The 18,459-nt window shown below is 72.1% G+C and carries 16 protein-coding genes; 11 read left to right on the top strand and 5 right to left on the bottom strand.

What is annotated here, in order from left to right; translation table 11 throughout:
• Positions 1 to 181 precede the first annotated feature (181 nt).
• Complete coding sequence (locus tag V5P93_RS31335) at positions 182 to 310, top strand: hypothetical protein (protein ID WP_281261693.1); 129 nt, start codon at positions 182 to 184, stop codon at positions 308 to 310.
• 103 nt (positions 311 to 413) lie between these two features.
• A complete protein-coding gene (locus V5P93_RS31330) occupies positions 414 to 1,613 on the top strand; it encodes a helix-turn-helix domain-containing protein (protein ID WP_104481596.1) in 1,200 nt (399 codons plus the stop codon).
• Between the two features lie 33 nt (positions 1,614 to 1,646).
• Here V5P93_RS31330 and V5P93_RS31325 read toward each other — a convergent pair whose 3' ends face one another.
• Positions 1,647 to 4,580 (bottom strand): tetratricopeptide repeat protein, encoded by a 2,934-nt coding sequence (locus V5P93_RS31325; protein ID WP_104481595.1) that lies wholly within the window; start codon positions 4,578 to 4,580, stop codon positions 1,647 to 1,649.
• 162 nt (positions 4,581 to 4,742) lie between these two features.
• Here V5P93_RS31325 and V5P93_RS31320 point away from each other — a divergent pair, with 162 nt between their 5' ends.
• Both V5P93_RS31320 and V5P93_RS31315 read left to right on the top strand, forming a co-directional pair.
• Positions 4,743 to 5,333: a hypothetical protein gene (locus V5P93_RS31320; protein ID WP_104481594.1), complete on the top strand. Its 591-nt coding sequence runs from the start codon at positions 4,743 to 4,745 to the stop codon at positions 5,331 to 5,333.
• An 82-nt stretch (positions 5,334 to 5,415) separates the two neighbouring features.
• The gene (locus V5P93_RS31315) at positions 5,416 to 6,279 is read left to right on the top strand and encodes a hypothetical protein (protein ID WP_104481593.1); all 864 of its coding nucleotides are present in this window, start codon (positions 5,416 to 5,418) and stop codon (positions 6,277 to 6,279) included.
• A 5-nt stretch (positions 6,280 to 6,284) separates the two neighbouring features.
• On the opposite strand, the gene V5P93_RS31310 is transcribed toward V5P93_RS31315, so the two are convergent.
• The gene (locus V5P93_RS31310; protein WP_104481592.1) at positions 6,285 to 6,620 is read right to left on the bottom strand and encodes a hypothetical protein; all 336 of its coding nucleotides are present in this window, start codon (positions 6,618 to 6,620) and stop codon (positions 6,285 to 6,287) included.
• Positions 6,621 to 7,091: 471 nt separating this feature from the next.
• On the opposite strand from V5P93_RS31310, the gene V5P93_RS31305 reads away from it, so the two are divergent.
• Genes V5P93_RS31305 through V5P93_RS31275 form a run of 7 tightly spaced genes read left to right on the top strand, consistent with a single transcriptional unit; the run spans position 7,092 to position 14,619 of the window.
• Positions 7,092 to 7,982 carry a fatty acid desaturase gene (locus V5P93_RS31305; RefSeq protein WP_219824116.1) on the top strand — a complete coding sequence of 297 codons (891 nt, stop codon included), beginning with the start codon at positions 7,092 to 7,094 and terminating at the stop codon, positions 7,980 to 7,982.
• Entirely contained in the window at positions 7,979 to 9,073 is a 1,095-nt protein-coding gene (locus tag V5P93_RS31300) for a 3-oxoacyl-ACP synthase III family protein (protein WP_104481590.1), read from the top strand. The genes V5P93_RS31305 and V5P93_RS31300 overlap by 4 nt, the downstream gene beginning before the upstream one ends.
• The gene (locus tag V5P93_RS31295) at positions 9,064 to 10,134 is read left to right on the top strand and encodes a MupA/Atu3671 family FMN-dependent luciferase-like monooxygenase (RefSeq protein WP_219824115.1); all 1,071 of its coding nucleotides are present in this window, start codon (positions 9,064 to 9,066) and stop codon (positions 10,132 to 10,134) included. Before V5P93_RS31300 ends, V5P93_RS31295 begins: the two co-directional genes overlap by 10 nt.
• Entirely contained in the window at positions 10,131 to 11,882 is a 1,752-nt protein-coding gene (locus V5P93_RS31290; protein WP_104481589.1) for a beta-ketoacyl reductase, read from the top strand. Before V5P93_RS31295 ends, V5P93_RS31290 begins: the two co-directional genes overlap by 4 nt.
• Positions 11,882 to 13,087, top strand: a complete 1,206-nt coding sequence (locus tag V5P93_RS31285) for a beta-ketoacyl synthase (RefSeq protein ID WP_104481588.1) — start codon at positions 11,882 to 11,884, stop codon at positions 13,085 to 13,087. Before V5P93_RS31290 ends, V5P93_RS31285 begins: the two co-directional genes overlap by 1 nt.
• 21 nt (positions 13,088 to 13,108) lie before the next feature.
• Positions 13,109 to 13,699: a sterol desaturase family protein gene (locus tag V5P93_RS31280; protein ID WP_104481587.1), complete on the top strand. Its 591-nt coding sequence runs from the start codon at positions 13,109 to 13,111 to the stop codon at positions 13,697 to 13,699.
• On the top strand, positions 13,696 to 14,619 hold the full coding sequence (locus V5P93_RS31275; RefSeq protein WP_104481586.1) for a phosphatase PAP2 family protein: 924 nt from the start codon (positions 13,696 to 13,698) through the stop codon (positions 14,617 to 14,619). The genes V5P93_RS31280 and V5P93_RS31275 overlap by 4 nt, the downstream gene beginning before the upstream one ends.
• Before the next feature lie 27 nt (positions 14,620 to 14,646).
• Here V5P93_RS31275 and V5P93_RS31270 read toward each other — a convergent pair whose 3' ends face one another.
• Genes V5P93_RS31270 through V5P93_RS31260 form a run of 3 tightly spaced genes read right to left on the bottom strand, consistent with a single transcriptional unit; the run spans position 14,647 to position 18,303 of the window.
• Complete coding sequence (locus tag V5P93_RS31270) at positions 14,647 to 16,770, bottom strand: MMPL family transporter (RefSeq protein ID WP_104481585.1); 2,124 nt, start codon at positions 16,768 to 16,770, stop codon at positions 14,647 to 14,649.
• A gap of 16 nt (positions 16,771 to 16,786) precedes the next feature.
• Positions 16,787 to 17,548, bottom strand: coding sequence for an SDR family oxidoreductase (locus tag V5P93_RS31265; protein WP_104481584.1), 762 nt, complete (start codon positions 17,546 to 17,548; stop codon positions 16,787 to 16,789).
• Positions 17,545 to 18,303, bottom strand: a complete 759-nt coding sequence (locus tag V5P93_RS31260; RefSeq protein ID WP_104481583.1) for an SDR family oxidoreductase — start codon at positions 18,301 to 18,303, stop codon at positions 17,545 to 17,547. The genes V5P93_RS31265 and V5P93_RS31260 overlap by 4 nt, the downstream gene beginning before the upstream one ends.
• Positions 18,304 to 18,459: the final 156 nt, after the last annotated feature.

Below are 18,459 nucleotides of genomic sequence, written 5' to 3'. Positions count from 1 at the left end.
GCGCGGCCCCGTTGCCCATCGCGTTGGGAAACGGTCAACGCCTTGTTGGCGCTGTGGTGGTGATGAATCCTTATTGGCAGGGGCCGGAAATACCGGAGGCCCCGAAATCAACCAATCACATCCACCGTAGGGATTCGCCATGTCCAAGTCCACGCGTATTTTTCTGGCCAAGCTCTGCACGGTGCCCGCGGCGCTGTGCTTCGTCGTCGCGGCGACCGCCGGGACCAGTTCGGCCACCCCGTCCGACGACGACCCCAAGCCCCCGCCCACCACGACCGTCACCACCGAGGGGAACCCCTGGCACGGCTGACCGTGGCTAATCGCCCGCCGCGCCGCGCGCGGCGCGGCGGGCGATTGCGTGCCGGAGGTGGTGAGTGGTGTACTCGGTTTGCCGTAGAAACGGGGAGGAACGGGTGGCCGAATCATTTGCCGAGCGCCTGCGTGAATTTCGTACCGCGGCGGGTGTCTCACTGAGCGAGCTGGCGAGGCGGGTCAATTACAGCAAGGGCTACCTCAGCAAGATAGAGAAGGGGAGCAAACCGCCGAACGAGCCGCTGGCCCGGCTCTGCGACGCGACCCTGGGCGCGGGCGGCAAGCTCATCGAGGCCGCCCGCACCGCGCGCGACCGGGACCCGGACGAGCCGACGCTCGACCGCAGGAAGGTGCTGACCGCGGGCACGGTGCTGGGCCTGTCGCTCGCGGGCGGCCCGCGCCCGGAACCGGACGAGCTCGTCATGGACGGTCTGCGGACCTCGTTCGACCACCTGCGCGCCCTGGGCGCGCGAACCAGCCCGGCCACGGTGCTGCAACCGCTGGTCGCGCAGGTGCGCACCCTGCACGGGCTGGCCAAGGAGAACCCGGAGCCGACCCGCGCGCGCCTGCTGCTGCTCGCGGGCCGGGTCGCCGAGTACACCGGGTGGATGAACCAGGAGGCGGGTGACGACCGGGGCGCGCTGTGGTGGACCCGGCACGCGGCCGACCTGGCCCGCGCGGGCGGCGACCAGGAGATCGCGAGCTACGCCCTGGTCCGCGAGGCGGGCCTGGCGCTGTACCGGCAGGACCCGATCCGCACGATCGACCTGGCCCGGCACGCCCAGCGGGTGGGCAGGCCCGGCCCGCGCACCCTGGCCATGGCCGCCCGCCGCGAGGCGCAGGGCCACGCCCTGGCGGGCGACCGCGACTCCTACGAACGCGCGATGGAGCGGGCCGCCGAGCTGATCGACTCGGCGCTCCCGGACACGCGGGCCTACCCGGTGCTCGGGTCGACCGCGCCGGAACCGGTGGACCTGGCCCGGGGGTGGTCGCTGTGCGACCTCGGCCACGCGGCCGAGTCGGCCGCCGTGCTGACGCGGGCGATGGCGCACCTGCCCGCCACGGCCCGCCGCGCCCGCGCGCGGTTCGGCGTCCGCCGGTCCCTGGCGTACGCGCTGTCCGGTGAGATCGACCAGAGCTGCGTCACGCTGGCCGCGACCCTCGACGACGCGGCCCACGTCGATTCCGCCACCGTGCGGATGGACCTGCGCGAGCTGAGCAGGACCCTCAGCCGCTGGCGCACCCACGGCGCGGTCCGGGACATCCACCCGGACCTGAGCCGCGTCCTGCACCGGAACTGACCGGGGGAGGGGCACCGGGATCGCGGTGCGCGCTCACCGCGATCCCGGGGGTGCCTGGCACGGGCAGCCCATGGCCGCCCGCTCCGCGCGGACCTCCGCCGCCTCCGGCTGGTCGAGCGCCGCGAACGCGGTCTCGGCGAGCCCCCAGTGCGCCGCGGCCTCGGTGTGCTTGCCCATGGCGTGCAGGGTCCGCGCGAGACCGTGGTGGGCGGGCGCCTGGTGGGTGCGGTTCCCGGCGCCGTCGGCCAGGTCCAGCGCCGCCTGGTAGCCGTCCCAGGCCCGGAGCAGGTCGCCCGCGGCCAGGGCCGTCGTGCCGCGGTCGTGGTAGAGCTGGATGCGGAGGTCGGCGTCGGAGAGCTTCGCCGCGACCTTCCCGGCGCGTTCCTGGTGGTGCCTGGCTTCGGCCAACCGTCCCTGGGACCGGTGGACGTTGCCGATGTAGTTGAGCGCGTAGGCCTCCGCGCAGGTGTCTCCCGCCTCCCGCGCCTTGTCGTAGGCCTCCAGGTGGTTGTCCAGTGCCAGGTCGACCTGGCCGAGTCGGCGCTGGACCGAGCCGAGGTTGTTCAACGCGTGCGCGAGTCCCTGCGTGTGGCGGACCTGGCGCAGCATCGGCACCGCGGCCTCGTGTTGGCGCAGCGCGACGTCCAGCTCGCCGCGTTGCTCGTTGATGTAGCCGAGGGTGCTCAGCGCGTGCGCTTGGCCGCGCAGATCGGAACACTGCTCGTACTTCGCCAGCGCGGTCGTCAGTTGGTCGGTGGCTTGGTCGTACCGGCCGAGTTCCATGGTCGGGATGGCCAACGCGCACAGCGTGGCCGCCTCGCCGCGCACGTCCCCGAGCCGCGCCCAGAGGGGGAGCGCCTGTTCGGCCAGCTCCCGCGCCTCGACGAGCCGCCCGAGCCGGTTGTGCGCCGTGGTGAGCCGGAGCAGCAGGTGCGCCTGGCCGTACTCGTCCGGGGTAGCCGCCACGATCTCCCTGGCCAGCCCCATGGTCTCGATCCAGTCCTCCATCTGGCTCGTGGTGTTGAAGTAGCGCCAGATCAGCACCGCGAGCCGCCACGCGTGCCCGCGGGAACCGTGGTTCGCGGCGTAGCGGATCGCGGCGACCAGGTTGTCCCGCTCGGCGTCGATCCAGCCCAGCGCGGCCTCCTGACCGGTGAACACGGGCGTCAGCGCGCAACGGCGGTCCGACGCGGGCTGCATGGCGCGGTCGAACGGGTAGGCGGTGCCCACCGCCGAGGACAGGGAGACTAGGTAGTAGTCGAGCAGGCGCCCCAGTGCGCCCGCCCGTTCGGTCGGGGTCGTCGGTGGCTGCGCGGCGGCGAACTCCTTGAGCGGGTCCAGCATCTGGTACCGCTCCGGCGCGACCTCCTCCAGCAGGCACACCTCGTGCAGGTGGTCGAGCAGCGCGCGGGCACCGTGGATGTCGTGGTCGACCAGCGCCGCCGCGCCCACCACGTCGAGGTCGGGCCCCGGGAGGTGGCCGAACAGGCGGAACATGTGCTGTTGCGGGCGTTCGAGCAGCCGGTAGGAGACGCGCGCCGCGATCGTGACCTCGTCGGCCTCCGTGCGGCACGGGCCGCTTTCCTCCAGCAGCTGGACCAGGTGCTCCAGCGGCCAGCGGGCGTGCCTGCGGAACAGGGCGGCCGTCACCACGATGGACATCGGCAGGTACCCGCACCGCTTCACGACCAGGTCCAGCTCGGCCGACTTGCCGTGCAGGCGCGGCGAGTCGGCCAGGCCGCGGAACAGCTCGACCGCCTCGGCCCGCGGCAGCGGGGCGAGGCGGAGGTGTGCACCGACGCCCGGTTCGCCCATCCGCCTGCTCGTCACGATGGCGAGGCAACCGGGGTCGGTGGGGATCAGCGGGCGGACCTGCTCGGGGGACTCGGCGTTGTCCAGCACCAGGAGCCTTCTGGTGCCGTAGAGTTCGGTCTGGTAGGCCGTGCACTTGCGACCGAGCGTCGGCGGGATCTGTTCCACCGGGACCATCTCGGCCAAGAGCTGGGCGAGCGCGTCCTCCTGCGTCGTCGCGGACACGTTCGGGGTGTAGCCGTTGAGGCGCACCAGGAGTTGGCCGTCGGGGAACCGGTCCCGCAACCGGTGGGCGGCCTCGATCGCGAGACCGCTCTTGCCGACGCCCGGCGCCCCGCTGATCCACACCACCCGGCACCCGGCCGCCGCGGCCGCCTCGATCGCGGCGAACTCCTCGCCCCGGCCGGTGAACCCGCCCGGTCGCGACGGCAGCGAACTGACCGGCTCGCCGCGTTCGGCCCGGGCGGCGAGGTTGCGCAGCAGCGTGCCCGGCTCCAGGCCGAGCTCGGCCAAGGCGGCCTGGGCGTCGGCGAACACCCGCAGCGCCGCGACCCGGTCGCCACCGGCGATCAGGGCGCGCATCAGCAACTCGGCGTGGGGCTGCCGCGTCGGGTCCATGCGCACCGCCGTGCGCAGCCGGTCGCGCGCGGACCGGTGGTCACCCGACTCCAGTTCCAGCTTGGCGAGGTCACCGACGGCGTCGAGGTAGGCCACGTCCGGGGAGACGAGGTCGGTGCCGCCGATCCGGTCGTGGTCGATGTCCGCGAGGAACTCGTCGCGCCGCAGACCCACCGCGGCGCGCAGGAGTTCGATCTCGCGCCGCGGGTCGCAGGCGGCGCGCGCCGCCTCCCGCAGCCGGTTGAACCTGAGGAGGTCGATCCGGTCCTCGTCGACGCGCAGCACGTAGCCGGTGGGCGTGGTCTCGATCGCGACGTCGTCGGCGCCCGCGTCGCGGAAGGTCTTGCGCAGCCTGTTCATGTAGTTGCGCACCGAGCCACCGCGTTCCGGTTTGCCGTCCCAGACGATGTCGGTGAACCGGTCCACGGACACCGGCATGTTGGCGCGCAGCAACAGCACCACCAGGACGAACCGCTGCTGCGGGTCGCCCAGGTTCAACGGTGTGCCGTTGTGCCACGCCTCCAGCGGGCCCAGCATTCGAAACTCCACTCCGCGCCTCCCCGGCTGCGAGCTTGATGTCTGCCGAACACATCGCGCAATCGGCCGTCCGGGTATCGGGGGATCGGCGATCCGTCCACTTTTAGTCGACAAGGGTCGGAGACGATCCGGTCGCCGGTCCCCCAGCAGAGGAGTGCGAACATGCGGCCAGACATCTCGCCGTGCTACGTGGTCTGTGACATGTCGTCGTCGGTGGTCGACCACATCGATGAGCTCAACGCCGGGTTGCGGGAGTTCCGCGGCGCGGTGCACGCCGACCGGTCGGCGATCGACCGGGTCCGGGTCGGCGTGGTCGGGTTCGCCGGGGCGCCCCGGTTGCTGCACCCGTTGCGGCCGGTCGTCGAACTGCCGGAGGTGACCGCGCCGAGACCGCGGGTCGGCTCGAACTTCGGGCTGGCGTTCACCTTCCTGCGGGGTGTCATCGACCGCGACGTGCGCGAGTTGACGGCGGAGCGGTTGGTGGTGCGCCGCCCGGTCATGTTCTTCGTCTCCGACGGCAGGCCGACCGACCCGGTGACCTGGCCCGCGGCCCACGCGGCGCTCACCGACCCGCGGTGGCCCGCGCACCCGACGGCGGTCGCGTTCGGCGTCGGCGCCGCCGACCAGGGCACACTCGCCCGGATCGGCACCGCCCAGGTGTTCCTCGGCCGCGACGGCGTGCGCGTCGGCACCGCCCTGACCGTGTCGATGGCGTGGTCGGCGCCCGCCGCCGACCCGGTCCAGGGGCACTAGGGCATCCACGATCTGTCCACTTCCGGTCCACGGGCCTGCCGCAGCCTCTGCGGGCACTGGCGGTCCATCGGGAGGCGAGCGGATGAACGGGCACGTGGACTTGGTCCGAGAGTTGAAGTCGCTGCGCAAGGGGCGGGGCCTGTTCGTGGGCCGCATCGAGGACCGCGTCGGTCCCACCCTGCGGCTGGCCTGCGCGATCACCGAGTTCGACGGGCGGCCGGTGATCCGCCGCAAGGTCACCGACCGGCTGGCGGACCTGAGCAACCGCCTCCCCGAGGACCTGCGGCTGGCGGCCCGCGTCGCGTTCGCCATCGAGGCCGACGCGCGCTTCCCGCTCTACCAGGACCGGGTCCGCTGGGCGTCCGAGCAGATCGACCGCGACGTCCGCACGGTGCGCCGCCGCGTGGACGAGGCCATCGACCACCTCGCCGAACTGGCCAACGACACCCCGGCCCCCGAAGCCGGGGCGCCCGCCGCGTGGCACCTGGTGGCGCTGAGCGCGGCGCTGGCGCTGGACGGCCCACGACCCGAGGTGCTGGAGCACCACCGGATCACCGCGGCGGGGGACGGCCTTCGCGAGCTGGACCTGGAGACCACGTGCCGTGCCGCGGACCTGCGCGTCCACTACGGCGGCACCCTGACCGACCAGGGCAGGTTCCGGCTCCCGTTCCCCCTGGCCCGGGGCGAGTCGCACACGTTCGCGATCCGCGCGCAGCCCGCCACCCCGCCGACGCAGTTGCTGTTCCGGCCCGACCAACCGGGCACCCGCTTCGACCTGCGTGTGCGGTTCGGTCGGGAGCGGGTGCCCGCGCAGGTGCGGTCGGTGCGCGGCGCGGCGGGGGGCGAGTTGCCCGGCGGCAGTCCGCACCCGGTGGACGACGCGGGCGAGGTCCACATCCGGTTCGACGAACTGGTGCCGGGGCGGGTCTACGGCGCCCGGTGGTGACCTCGTCAGCAGGGGCCGGTTTCGCCTCCCGCGTAGAACGCGTTCACGCTGTTGGGGTAGCTGCCGAGGAGTTGGTCGGTGTTCGCGGGGACGCACCGGTAGCCCTTGTCCTGGCTGACCGGCAGCGTGCTGCCCGGGGGGATGTAGTACGAGAAGACGTGGATGTTGACCGGGTGGTCCGCGCAGTTCCCGAAGTAGGAGTAGTGGTTGTCCGCGTCGCGTGTGGCGTGGTTGCCGCAGGTGATGTCGGCGGGCGCGGCGGCGACGGCGGTGGAGGTCGCGGCGCAGGTCAGGGCCGCGGCGAGGGCGGTGGCGGTGGTGAGTCGACGGAGCACGTTCATCCCCGATTCTGTGGTGAGGGTCCTGCGGAGTCGACCACGCGGCGGTTGGGGAAACCCCTAGCCTGCTTTCGCGGAGCAATTCTCGGGTGTCCAGGACAAAATATGGACAGATCGCCGACAATCGCGGCGTTCGAACTCTGTCTGCTCCTCAAGTCCCGACCGTACTGGTGGTCGCTGCCCTTCTCCGTCCCCTCCCGACCGTCCCCACCGCGACACCGACCGCCCGCTCCGCCAGCGGTCCCAACGGTTTCGTTGTGGACATCCCAGGAATTCGAGGAACAGACAAACATGTGTTGAGAAGCAAGACATGTCCGCGGACGGCCCGAGAAACAGATCTTGGGCGGCTCGCTTTCGGTTGAGACTGAAGGGCGTTGCCCGCCCCCGCCCCCCGAGGTAGCTTGGGCTATTGCTGAATGACACCACACGGGGGGAGTGTCACAGTTGGTTTCCGTAACCAGGCGCCGGGGTGGATTGGCTCCGGAGCACTTCGTTCCCGTTGCCTGGCAGAAGTGGAAGCTCGTCGGCTACCTGGCGGTGCTGGCTCTCTCGATCATCTTCGGGTCCGCCTACGCGGGCCCGCTCGCCGCGCCCGTCAAGGTCTTCTTCGTCGTGCTGGGCGCGCTGCAGTTCATCGGCGTCTTCGGGCTGATGCACGAGTCCGCGCACGGGCACCTGGCGGCCAGCCGGAAGGTCAACCGGTGGCTCGGCGAGGCGATGTCGGTCATCGTCGGCACGTCCTACCCGGGGTACCGCGCCGCGCACCTGACCCACCACGCCAAGTTCCGCACGGAGGCGGATCCACAGGAGATCATTTTCCCCCGGCGGTCCGCGCCCGCCACGATGGCGCTGCTCACGGTCGCCTCGGTCGTCGGCGCGCCGGTGTTCCTCCTGGTCCGCGCCCCGATCATCGCGTTGAAGCACACCGGTGTGGTCCGGGCGCTGTGGGGACCGGTCGCGGCGGTGGCCCTGTACGCCACGCTCAGCCAGGTCCTGCCGAGCGCGCAGTGGTACTTCCTGCTGTGGACGCTCATCGCGGGGTCGGTTCTCGGCAGCCTCAACGACATGGTCTACCACCAAGGTTTGGTCGCCGAGGACACCCTCCAGGCGTGCACGTCCTTCGACTGCGACCTCTTCGGCCAGGTGTTCCTCAGCGGTGCCAACCGGCACGCCGAGCACCACGCGTACCCCGACGTGCCGGGGCCGCGGTTGGTCAAGGTGGCCAAGGTCCTGCGGGAGGACTTCCACGCCCGCGGCATCCCCTACGAGCGCAGCTTCACCGTGGCCTATCTCAGGCGCTTCACCACCAACCCGCTGTTCCTGCCGCCACGGTCCGCGGTCGAGCCCGTGCGGGTCGAGAAATGAGCCGGGCGCCGCGGCTGCTCCCCGCCCGGCTCGGCGTGCTCGGCACCGGCGTGGCCATGCCGGGAGTCCCTGTGTCCAATGCGGACATGGTGCGGTTCATGTCCCTGGGCGTCAGCGCGCACCAGTCCCAGTTCGTCGGGAAGATCGCCGACCAACTCGGCGTGTACCAGCGGTTCCTGGCCCGCGACCGCCTCGCGACCCGCGAACTGCCCCGACCCGGGGACACCAACCCCGAGCTGTCCGAACGCGCCGTCCGCGCCGCGCTCGGGCAGGCCGGGCTCACGATCGACGACGTGGACCTGGTCATCGGTCACACGACCTCGCCCCACACCCTGCTACCGCCCAACGTCTCCTGGGTCGCCGACCGGCTCGGCTACACCGGCCAGTACATGGAACTGCGCCAGGCGTGCACGGGCTTCGCCAACGCGCTGACCATCGCGAGTTCGATGCTGACCACCACGGCCGCCGACCGCGTGTGCGTCGTCGGCAGCGAGACGGGCTCGGTGCTGTTCGACGTCGAGGAAGCCCGCGCGGACCGCGGCCAGCTGGTCAACGCGGCGCAGATGGGCGACGGCGCGGGCGCCGTCATCCTCTCCCGGTACCCCGGCGACGGCGCCTACCTGTCGAACGTCTACTTCGGCACGCTGGGCCTGGGTAAACCGTCCGCCTTCAGCCTCGTCACGGGCGGTTCGGCCAAACCGGCGCACGCCATCGACCAGCCGGGTTCCATGGGTTTCGTCAACGACTACAACCTCGCCCGGGCCGAGGGCCTGGACCTGTTCCGCGCGGGCTTCGAGGCCTTGACGTCGGTGGGGCTGGACGAGCCGCGGGTCGACCGGTACCTGACCCACCAGGCGAACGGACGCATGGGCGAGGTGCTGTCCCCGGTGCTGGGCATCCCGGAGAAGAAATTCCACAACTGCGCCGCCGACTACGGCAACACCGGCTCCGCCTCGACCTGGATCGGCCTGCACAGCGTCCGCGAGCAGCACGTGCTGCGGCCCGGGCAGGTGCTCGGCGTGCTCGGCGCGGAGGCGACCAAGTTCATGTACGGCGGCTTCACCTACGTGGAAGGTGAACCATGCGACTGAGCCTGATGTTCTTCGCGGGCGCGTTGGAGTCCAACGCCGCCGACCAGTACCGGACCGTCCTGGACCTGGCCGCGTTCGCCGACCGCAGCGGGTTCGCGGGCGTGTGGCTGCCGGAACGGCACTTCTCCAGCTTCGGCGCCCCGTTCCCGAACCCGGTACCGCTGCTGGCCGCCGTCGCCGCGCGCACCGAGCGGCTGACGCTGCGCACCGGCAGCCTGGTCGTCGCCCTGCACGACCCGCTGCGGGTGGCCGAAGACCTGTCCATTCTGGACAACCTCAGCGGCGGGCGGCTCGAAGCCGGGTTCGCCTCCGGCTGGTCGCCCGCCGACTTCGCCTTCCACCCCGACCGCTACGAGCGCAGGCACGCCGTGCTCTTCGAGCTGATCGACCAGGTGCGGGCCCTGTGGCGCGGCGGCCTGCACGAGGCCCGTTCCGGTTCGGGCGAGGACATCCGCGTGCGCCCGCTGCCGCGCCCGGTGCAGCCGGACCTCACGGTGTGGATCGCCGCGTCGCAGAGCACGGACACCTTCCGCGGCGCGGGCAGGCGCGGTGAAGGCGTGCTGACCCACGTCCTCGACGGCAACCTGGACAAGCTGGCGGAGAACATCTCGGCCTACCGCCAGGAGTTCGCGGCCGCCGGTCACGACCCGGCGGACGGCCGCGTCGCGCTCATGCTGCACACCCACCTCGGCACGGACCGCGACGAGGTCGTCGGCCTCGTCCGCGACCCGTACCGCGACTACCTCAAGAGCATCACACCGCTGGCGCGCGGACTGGCGAAAGCGCGCGGTCGCGGCGTCGACCTCGACCGGTTCACCGCCCGGCACGTCGACCAGTTCGCCCAGGCGCACTTCCAGCGCGCCATCGACGGCCGTTCCCTCATCGGCACCGTCGACGACGCGCACCGCACCCTCAAGACCGTGCGCGACCTCGGCGTCGACGAGGTCGCCTGCCTCGTGGACTTCGGACTGCGCGGCGCCCAGGTGCGCGCGCAGCTGCCGCTGCTCGCCGAGCTGAACGAGTCCCTCGCCCACGTGCCGACATCAAGGAGCCCGCGATGACCGGCGTCCACGAGGACGACCAGACCCGAATCCTTGGCCTGAACTGGGAGAAAGCCGCCGAGTTCGAGCCCCGGCCTGCTGCCGCCACCGAGTCCGAGTGGGTTCTGCTGTCGTGGGGGCCGAGTCGGAGCGCGGACGCCCTCGCGGCGGCACTCGGTGCGACGGACCCGAGCACCCGAGTCCACCGCGCGGATCTCGCGGCAGCGCCCGACGAGATCCAGGGTCAGCGGTGTGTGTTCTTCCTCGACGAGACCGCGCCACTGACCGGATCCGACCTGACCGGCGACGAGGGTTGGGCCTGGGCGCACGCGGCCGTGCGCCTGTGTCAGCGGGTGGCCAACGCGGGCGCGAGGCTGTGGATCGTCACGCGGACCGGCCTGCACGGCCCGGGCGCGCGCGAGGCGGTCCGGCCCGAGCACGACTTCGCCTGGGCGCTGGGCCGGTGCCACGCCGCCGAACGCCCCGAGAGCTGGGGCGGACTCGTCGACCTCGACGTCGACGACCCGACCGCGGCGGGCAGGCTGCTGGCGGACTACCTGCTCTCCGACTCCGCCGAGGACGAGGTCCTGCTGCGCGACGACGGCCCACTCGTGGCCCGGTTGCGCGCCTCGGCGCTGCCCCCGGTCGCCAGCGGCCAAGGCCTTTCGCCGCGACGGTTGCACGTGGTCAGCGGCGGCGCGGCGGGGCTCAGCTTCGAAGTCCAGCGCTGGCTGGCCCGACGCGGCGCCGAACGCCTGCTGGTGCTCGGCCGCAGTCCGCTCGACCGCGACCGCGAGCGCAACCTCCGGCTGCTGGCGAACCTGGGCTGCGCGGCGGAGTACGAGGTGCTCGACGTCGGCGACCCGGCGGCCGTGCGCGCGCTCACCAACCGCTTGCGCGCCCGAGGTGACGCCATCGGCGGCGTGTTCCACCTCGCCTCGAACTGGCGGATCGACGGGCTGTCCTGTGTGTCTTCACTGATGAACTCCACCGAGGAACAGACCAGGGTATTGTTGTCGGCTAAAGCAAGTGGCGCGCTGCTGCTCGGCGAACTCGCCGAAGAACTCGGCGCGGAAGCGATGGTGCTGTTCTCCTCTGCCGCCGCCACCTTCGGCTCACCGGGGCAGGCGGGCTACGCGGCGGCGAACGCGGTCCTCGACGGCGTGGCGCGCCGCCTGAACCGTGGACGGGTCCGCGCCGTCAGCATCGCGTGGGGGCCCATCGGCGAGGTGGGGTTCGGCGCCACACCGGACGGCGCGCAACTGCACGAGGTCTGGGAGCGGCTCGGCCTGCGGCGACTGACCGTCGACCAGGTGCTCTCGACCGTCGACATGGCGCTGGCGCGGGACGAGCCGAACCTCGCCGTGGCCTCGTGGGACGACTCGGCCGCGGAGTTGTTGACCTGGGCCGGTTCGCGGCCCGTGCTGGAGCCGCTCGCCGCCACCCAGCCGGTCGGGCTCTCGCTGGAGCGGTTGGCGGAGCTGCCGGACGCGGAGCGCGTCGGGTACATCGTCGAGGTGATCCGCGAGCAGCTCGGGCAGATGCTCTCGTGCGCGCCGAGCGACCTCGACCCCGCGCTGCCGCTGGCGTCGATGGACATCGACTCGCTCATCGCCCTGGAGATGCTCTTCGTCATCGAGCGCGAGTTCGCCGTCCGGCTCGGCCTCGACGAGTTGCTGCTGGGCATGAACAACACCCTGGTGGCCATGGCCGAACTCCTCGACCGACGCGTCCGCGACGACGCGCTCGCGGTGTCCGGGACCGCCTGATGCGGGGCGTGCACGTCAGCGGGCTCGGGGTGCTGACCCAGTCGGGGTCGAGCCTGAAGCGGTTCTGGGACGGGCTCGTCGACCCGTCCCCGGTGTTCGCGCCGCCATCGGGCTGCCCAGGGGTGGACGTGCCGGTGGCGGAGATCCGCGGCACGGAGTGGATCGCCGGAGCCGGGGTCGCGCGGCCCGCGCTGTGCGACCGGTCGGCGTTGCTGGCCGTGGCCGCCGCGCGCGCCGCGCTGGCCGACGCCGCTCTGGACGCGGATCTCCCCGACCCCGACCGGGTCGCGGTGGTCGTCGGCAGTGGCGCGCCGGGCATCGCGACCTTGGACGAGCAGTACGAGCGGCTGTACCGGCAGCGCGCCAACCGGTTGAGCCCGCTGACCGTGCCGAAGAGCATGGGCAGCTCGGCGGCGAGCTGGATCAGCATGACGTTCGGCTTCCGCGGCCCCGCCTTCGTCGTGGCCAGTGCCTGTGCCGCGGCCACGCACGCGATCGGGGTGGCCGCGCAGCTCGTGGAGTCGGGTGCCGTCGACGTCGCCGTGTGCGGTGGTTCTGAGGCGTGCCTCGTCGAGGGATCCCTGCGGGCCTGGGAATCCCTTGGCGTGCTGGCGAAAGACACCTGCCGCCCGTTCGCGGCGGGCCGCACCGGGCTCGTGCTCGCCGAGGGCGCGGGCATGCTCGTGCTCGAATCGGCCGCGCACGCGCGGGCGCGGGGATTCACACCTCGAGCGCAAGTGGCGGGTTTCGGCGCGAGCGCGGACGCCGGGCACCTCACCCGGCCCTCCGCGAGCGGGATGGCGGCGGCCATGACGGGCGCGCTGCGTTCGGCCGCGGTCGCGCCCGACGAGATCGACTACGTCAACGCCCACGGCACGGGCACACCGACCAACGACCCGGCCGAGACCACCGCGCTCAAAACCGTTTTCGGCGCGGACTCGGTTCCCGTGATGTCCTCGACGAAGGGCACCACCGGCCACGCGCTCGGCGCGTCCGGCGGCATCGAGGCCGTGGTCGCCGTGCTGGCCATCGAGCACGGCGTGGTGCCGCCGACGGCCAACTTCGACGGCCCGGACCCGGACTGCGACCTCGACTGCGTGCCGAACACCGCGCGGGAGCACCGGACCCGCCTGGTGATGTCGAACTCGTTCGCGTTCGGCGGACTCAACGCGTCGATCGTGTTCGGCCGCCCGCAGGCGGCTTGACGAAGACAGGGGGAACGCACCATGGCTCTGCTCGGGTACTTCGCCGCGGGGGTCCTCACGTGGACCTTCCTGGAGTGGTTGCTGCACGGGCGGCTCTTCCACTCCCGCGGGCTCCGCAACCCGTTCGCGAAGGAGCACGCGCTGCACCACGCGGACCCGCTGCACATGGTCGGCTGGCCCCGGAAGCTCATCGGGGTCGTCTTCGTGGTCGGTGTGCTCGTCGCGATCCTGCGACTGTCCCTTGGGGACTTCGAGGCGGCGGCTTTCCCGTGCGGGCTCGGGTTCATGTACCTCGTCTACGAGTCCGTCCACCGCGTCATCCACACCAGGGCCCCGCGCACGTCCTACGGTCGGTGGCTGCGGTTGCAGCACGTCCAGCACCACTTCCACACCCCGAAGCGCAACTTCGGCGTCACGTCGGCGGTGTGGGACCACGTCTTCCGCACCCACGTCCCCTTCACCAAGCCCCTCGCCGTCCCCGAGCGCCTCGCCATGCCCTGGCTGCTCGACCCCCAGAGCGGCGGACTCGCCGACGCCTACACCCAGGACTACGTCCTCGTGCGCCGCGTCCGCGACCTCCCCGACTCGACGACGGCGGCCTCCGCGCAGTGAACCGCTGGCTGGTTCCCGCCGTCCGCATCGCGGGCGTGGCCTACATCGGCTTCCTGCTGCTCTCCGGCGCCCCCCTCCTGTTCCGGCTGGTCCTGGCGGCCACAGCGGCCACCATCGTCCTCACCTGCCACCGCTGGCGGGCCTTCGCCCTGTTCGCCTCGCCATTCCTGATCCAACTCCTCATCTACGACCGCCAACGCGTCCTGTCCCCGGCCGTCACCCGGCGGGCCATCGACGTCACGGGCCCCCGGGACTGGGAACTGGCCTGGTTCAGCGTGCGCACCGCCAACGGCCCGATCACCGTGGCGGAGTGGTTCCAGACCCACACCACCCCGATCCTCGACTTCCTCTGCGGCATCGTCTACTTGGGATTCATGCCCGGCTTCGTCCTCCTGGCCGCCTGGTGGCGCTTCAAGGAACGCCGCACGGACGCGTGGGTCATCATGTGGGCCCTGCTCGCCCTACATGTCATCGGGTACACCATCCACCAACTGCACCCGACGGCCCCACCCTGGTACGTCACGGAATACGGCACGGGCCCCGCGGTCGTCACCGCCCCACCCGAACCCGCCGGCGGCACACGCTTCGACCAACTCCTCGGAGTATCCTGGTTCTCCGGCCAATACAAGGCCAGCTCAAGCGTCTTCGGCGCGCTCCCATCCCTCCACGTGGGACAGACCTTCCTCGCCGCCCTCTTCGCCACCCACTACCGCTCCCTGCGCACCGTGGCCTGGGCCTTCTTCGCCTTGGTCCTACTGGCCTCGGTCTACCTCAACCACCACTACCTGGTCGACGGCTTGGCGGGCATGGCCATCGCGGCCGTCATCTTCACCGCCACCATGGCTTTCACCGGTTGGCGTCCCCGCCTGCCCTGGCGCGCGAAACGGCAAGACAGCCCAGGCGGGGCGTCCGTGGGGTAGCCGACCCCTGGAGTTCGACGACGCGGCTCAGGCGGGCAAGCGCTTGCGGCCCGGTGTCCACCAGTTGCGGTCGCCGAGCATCGCCATGGTGGCGGGCACGAGCAGGCACCGGACGACGGTCGCGTCGACGGCGATCGCGACCGCCATCCCCACCCCGAACATCTTGATCGTCGGGTCGTTGTTCGGCACGAACGCGAGGAACACGCCGACCATGATCGTGGCCGCCGCGGTGATCACCCCACCCGTGCCGAGCAGCCCCTCGCGCACCGACCGCAGGTTGTCGCGGGTCTGCGTCCAACGCCGCCGCACATCGCTGAGCAGGAACACCTCGTAGTCCATCGACAGCCCGAACAGCAGTGCGAAGAGCATCAGCGGCACGAAGCTCGGCACCGGCACCGGACCGGAGAGCCCGATCCACGTCACCCCCCAACCCCAGGTGAACACCGCAGTCAGCACACCGTAGGCCGCGCCGATCGAGATGAAGTCCATCACCGCCGCCTTCAGCGCGAGCAGCGGCGCCCGGAAAGTCAGCAGCAGCACCGCGACCGACAGCAGCAGCACCACCGCGATGACCAGCGGCAACTTGTCGCTCACCCGGTCGGCGAGGTCCACCCGGGCCGCCGTGGTCCCACCGACGTGCACGGTCACCTCCGGCACGGACCGCTCACGCAACCGGTGCACGAGGTCCGCCGTCGCGGGATCCCCGCCCGCGGTCGAGGGAACGACCTGAACCGCGAAGGCCAGCCCGTCCGCCGTCGGCGTCACGGGTCCGACCGCCGCGACCTCCGGCTGGTCACGCACCATCGCCACGAACCGGCCCACGCGCGGGTCCTTGGCATCGGTGACCGGCGTCGACACCTGACCGAGCACGGTGAGCGGCGTCCCCGTCCCCGGCCCGAACGCCGCCGAGATCGCGTCGTTGGCCTGCCGGACCGCCGTGACCTCCGGCGACGACCCCGCGTCGAGTTGACCGAGGCGCAGGTCGGTCGCGGGCGCGGCGAGCAGCGCCAGCAGCACGAGCGCGAGCCCGCCCGCCAGCCACGGCCTGCGCGTCACCCGATCCGCCTGCCGCGCCCAGAAACCGGAACCCGCGCGGCTGGTCAGCCGCCGGTGCAGCCGCCCGCCGCGCGCGAGCCGGGTGCCCGCGAGCGAGGTCAGCGCGGGGAGCAGGGTGAGCGCGGCGAGCACGGCGAACGTGACCGCGATCCCGCACGTCCAGGCCAGCGTCCGCAGCAGCGGCACCTCGGTCAGGCCCAGCCCCGCGAGCGCGACCGCCACCGTCACCCCCGCGACGGCCACCGCCGTGCCGGAGTCGGCGACCGAGCGCTCGATCGCGTCCGGCACCGACAGCCCGGACCGCGTCAGCGTGCGGAACCGGCTGAGCAGGAACAACGAGTAGTCGATGCCGACGCCGAGGCCGACCATCAGGGCCAGGGTCGACGCCACGGCGGGCATCGAGGTCAGGTTCCCGGCGAGGCCGACGGTTTCCAGCGTCGCGAGCACCGACAGACCCGAGGCCAGCAGCGGCAGCAGCGCGCCGACGATCCCGCCGAGCGCGAGGAACAGCACCAGGGCGGCCAGGATCAGCCCGAAGTACTCGTTGCCCGTGCTGCCCGAACCGTCGACGACCTGGGCGAAGGCGCCGCCGGGGAGCACGCGCAGACCGGCGTCGGCGGCGGGCCGCGCGGCGTCGGTGACGGTGCGCGCCACGGGTTTGGTGAGTTCCGCCCGGCGCACGTCCATGCCCACCGTGAACCAGCCGGTGCGCCCGTCCGCGGACAGTGAACCGTCCCGCGTGGAGGGTGGTTTCACCGTGGTTACGTGCTCGGTCCCGCGCAGAGCGGCCGCGGTCGCCGCGACCACGCCGGAGCGGGCCTCGTCGTCCAGCCGTCCTTGCTCGGTGACCAGGATGACGGTCCCGGAGGTGAGGGGAGCGGACGCCGACGTGGTCAGGTCGCGGACGAGCTGGGCGTCGGTGCCCGGCAGGCTCACGTCGTTGTCCGTCGGCGTGCCGATCAGCCGCGCGCTCGTCAGCAGCGCCGCCACCAGCAGCACCCACGCGCCGATCACGACGAACCGGTGCCGGGCGCTCGCCCGACCGACCGCCGCGACAGCCCGGGCGAACCGGCCGTCGTGTACCGCAGCACTCACAGGGGTCCTCCAGGCCTCACCGCAGGGGTGGGCGGTGGTCGGTGATCTTCCCGCCGCTGCGGACGAACCGCCGCGGCGCGATCCGGGCGAGCCAGGAAAGTCCTTTGTAGACCCGACTGGGCACGGAGACGACCTTGCCCCGGTCGACGTCGGCGAGGCAGTCGCGGACGACCCGCCGCGGGTCGAGCCACAGGGCGTCCGGCAGCTTGTCGACGCTGATCCCGGAGCGCCGGTGGAACTGCGTGCGGACGAACCCGGGGCACAGCACCGTCACGGTGACACCGGTGCCCGCCAACTCGCCCGCCAGGCCCTCGCTGAACGCGATGCTCCACGACTTGGCCGCCGAGTACGTGCCGCCCGCCACCCAGCCCGCGATGCTGGCCACGGTGATGATCGAGCCGCGGCCCCGCGCGCGCATGCCGCGCCCGGCGGCGTGGCTGACCACCAGCACCGCGCGGCACAGCACGTCGAGCAGCCGCTCCTCGTCGGCGCGCTCGTTGTCGAGGAACCACTTCCGCAACCCGAACCCGGCGTTGTTGACCAAGACGTCGACGGCGCGCGCCCGCTCGGCGACCCGCTCGACATCGGCGCGCGCGGACAGGTCGGCGTGCAGGGCCTCGGTCCCGACGCCGTACCGCTCGGCCAACTCAGCGCGGACCTCGTCGAGCCGGTCGGCCTCGTTCGAGACGAGCACGAGGTCGTGGCCGCGCGCGCCGAGCAGGCGGGCGAACTCCAGCCCGATCCCCGAGGTCGCGCCGGTGACCAACGCCGTGCTCATCCGCGGCGGGCCTTCGCGACGCCGGTACCGCTGCGCCGCACCAGTTGCCGAGGCGCCAAGCGCGCGGCGAGCACGATCGCCTTGTACAGCGTGCCCGGGACCGAGATCACCTTGCCCTTGCCCGCGTCCCGCAAGCAGGTGCGCACGACCCGCCGGGCGTCCAGCCAGGCCCGGTCCGGGATCGACCCGGTTCCGATTCCGGCGCGCTGGTGGAACTCCGTGCGGATGAACCCGGGGCACAACGCCGTGACCGTCACCCCGGACGGCGCGCACTCACCCGAGAGGCTCTCGCTGAACACGGTGACCCACGACTTGGCGGCCGAGTACGTGCCGGAGGTCAACCACCCCGCCACGCTGGACACGTTGATGATCCGCCCCCGACCGCGCTCGCGCATGCCCTGACCCGCCGCGTGGCAGATGGCGAGGACGGACCGGCACAGGACCTGGAACAATTCCTCCTCCGCGGCGATGTCGTTGTCCAGGAAGCGTTGCCGCAGGCCGAAACCGGCGTTGTTCACCACGGTATCGACGGTCCTGGCCCGCTCGGCCACCCGATCGACGTCGGCCCGATCCGCGAGGTCGGCGACGAGCACCTCGGTCGCGACGCCGTAGGCGGCCGCAAGCTCGGCGGCCACCTCGCGCAACCGGGCTTCGGTCCGGGCGACGAGCACGACCGCCTCGCCGCGCGCGGCCAGCTGACGTGCGAATTCCAGCCCGAGGCCCGCCGTGGCACCCGTGACGAGAGCGGTTGGCATTGCGCAATGCTAGCGAGGAATCCAGCCTTTTTCCGGTATTTCAGCCACAACTGCATTCCCCCCGGTCACGCGGTGATTTCCCGTGTCCTCCGCGCGGTCGACCCCGCACGCCCCGGCCACCGCCGCGCCGACCACACCGTGAACCCGACGGCATAG

This window comes from Actinokineospora auranticolor, assembly GCF_041897805.1.
Lineage (GTDB): Bacteria > Actinomycetota > Actinomycetes > Mycobacteriales > Pseudonocardiaceae > Actinokineospora > Actinokineospora auranticolor.
Note: the sequence above shows the minus strand (reverse complement) of the source record. Positions and strands in the feature narration are given on the sequence as shown.

Excerpts from the sequence above, each read along its gene's own strand:
- V5P93_RS31325 (WP_104481595.1), bottom strand. The coding sequence starts at position 4,580 with ATGCTGGGCCCGCTGGAGGCGTGGCACAACGGCACACCGTTGAACCTG.
- V5P93_RS31320 (WP_104481594.1), top strand. The coding sequence starts at position 4,743 with ATGCGGCCAGACATCTCGCCGTGCTACGTGGTCTGTGACATGTCGTCG.
- V5P93_RS31315 (WP_104481593.1), top strand. The coding sequence starts at position 5,416 with ATGAACGGGCACGTGGACTTGGTCCGAGAGTTGAAGTCGCTGCGCAAG.
- V5P93_RS31310 (WP_104481592.1), bottom strand. The coding sequence starts at position 6,620 with ATGAACGTGCTCCGTCGACTCACCACCGCCACCGCCCTCGCCGCGGCC.
- V5P93_RS31300 (WP_104481590.1), top strand. The coding sequence starts at position 7,979 with ATGAGCCGGGCGCCGCGGCTGCTCCCCGCCCGGCTCGGCGTGCTCGGC.
- V5P93_RS31295 (WP_219824115.1), top strand. The coding sequence starts at position 9,064 with ATGCGACTGAGCCTGATGTTCTTCGCGGGCGCGTTGGAGTCCAACGCC.
- V5P93_RS31290 (WP_104481589.1), top strand. The coding sequence starts at position 10,131 with ATGACCGGCGTCCACGAGGACGACCAGACCCGAATCCTTGGCCTGAAC.
- V5P93_RS31285 (WP_104481588.1), top strand. The coding sequence starts at position 11,882 with ATGCGGGGCGTGCACGTCAGCGGGCTCGGGGTGCTGACCCAGTCGGGG.
- V5P93_RS31280 (WP_104481587.1), top strand. The coding sequence starts at position 13,109 with ATGGCTCTGCTCGGGTACTTCGCCGCGGGGGTCCTCACGTGGACCTTC.
- V5P93_RS31265 (WP_104481584.1), bottom strand. The coding sequence starts at position 17,548 with ATGAGCACGGCGTTGGTCACCGGCGCGACCTCGGGGATCGGGCTGGAG.
- V5P93_RS31260 (WP_104481583.1), bottom strand. The coding sequence starts at position 18,303 with ATGCCAACCGCTCTCGTCACGGGTGCCACGGCGGGCCTCGGGCTGGAA.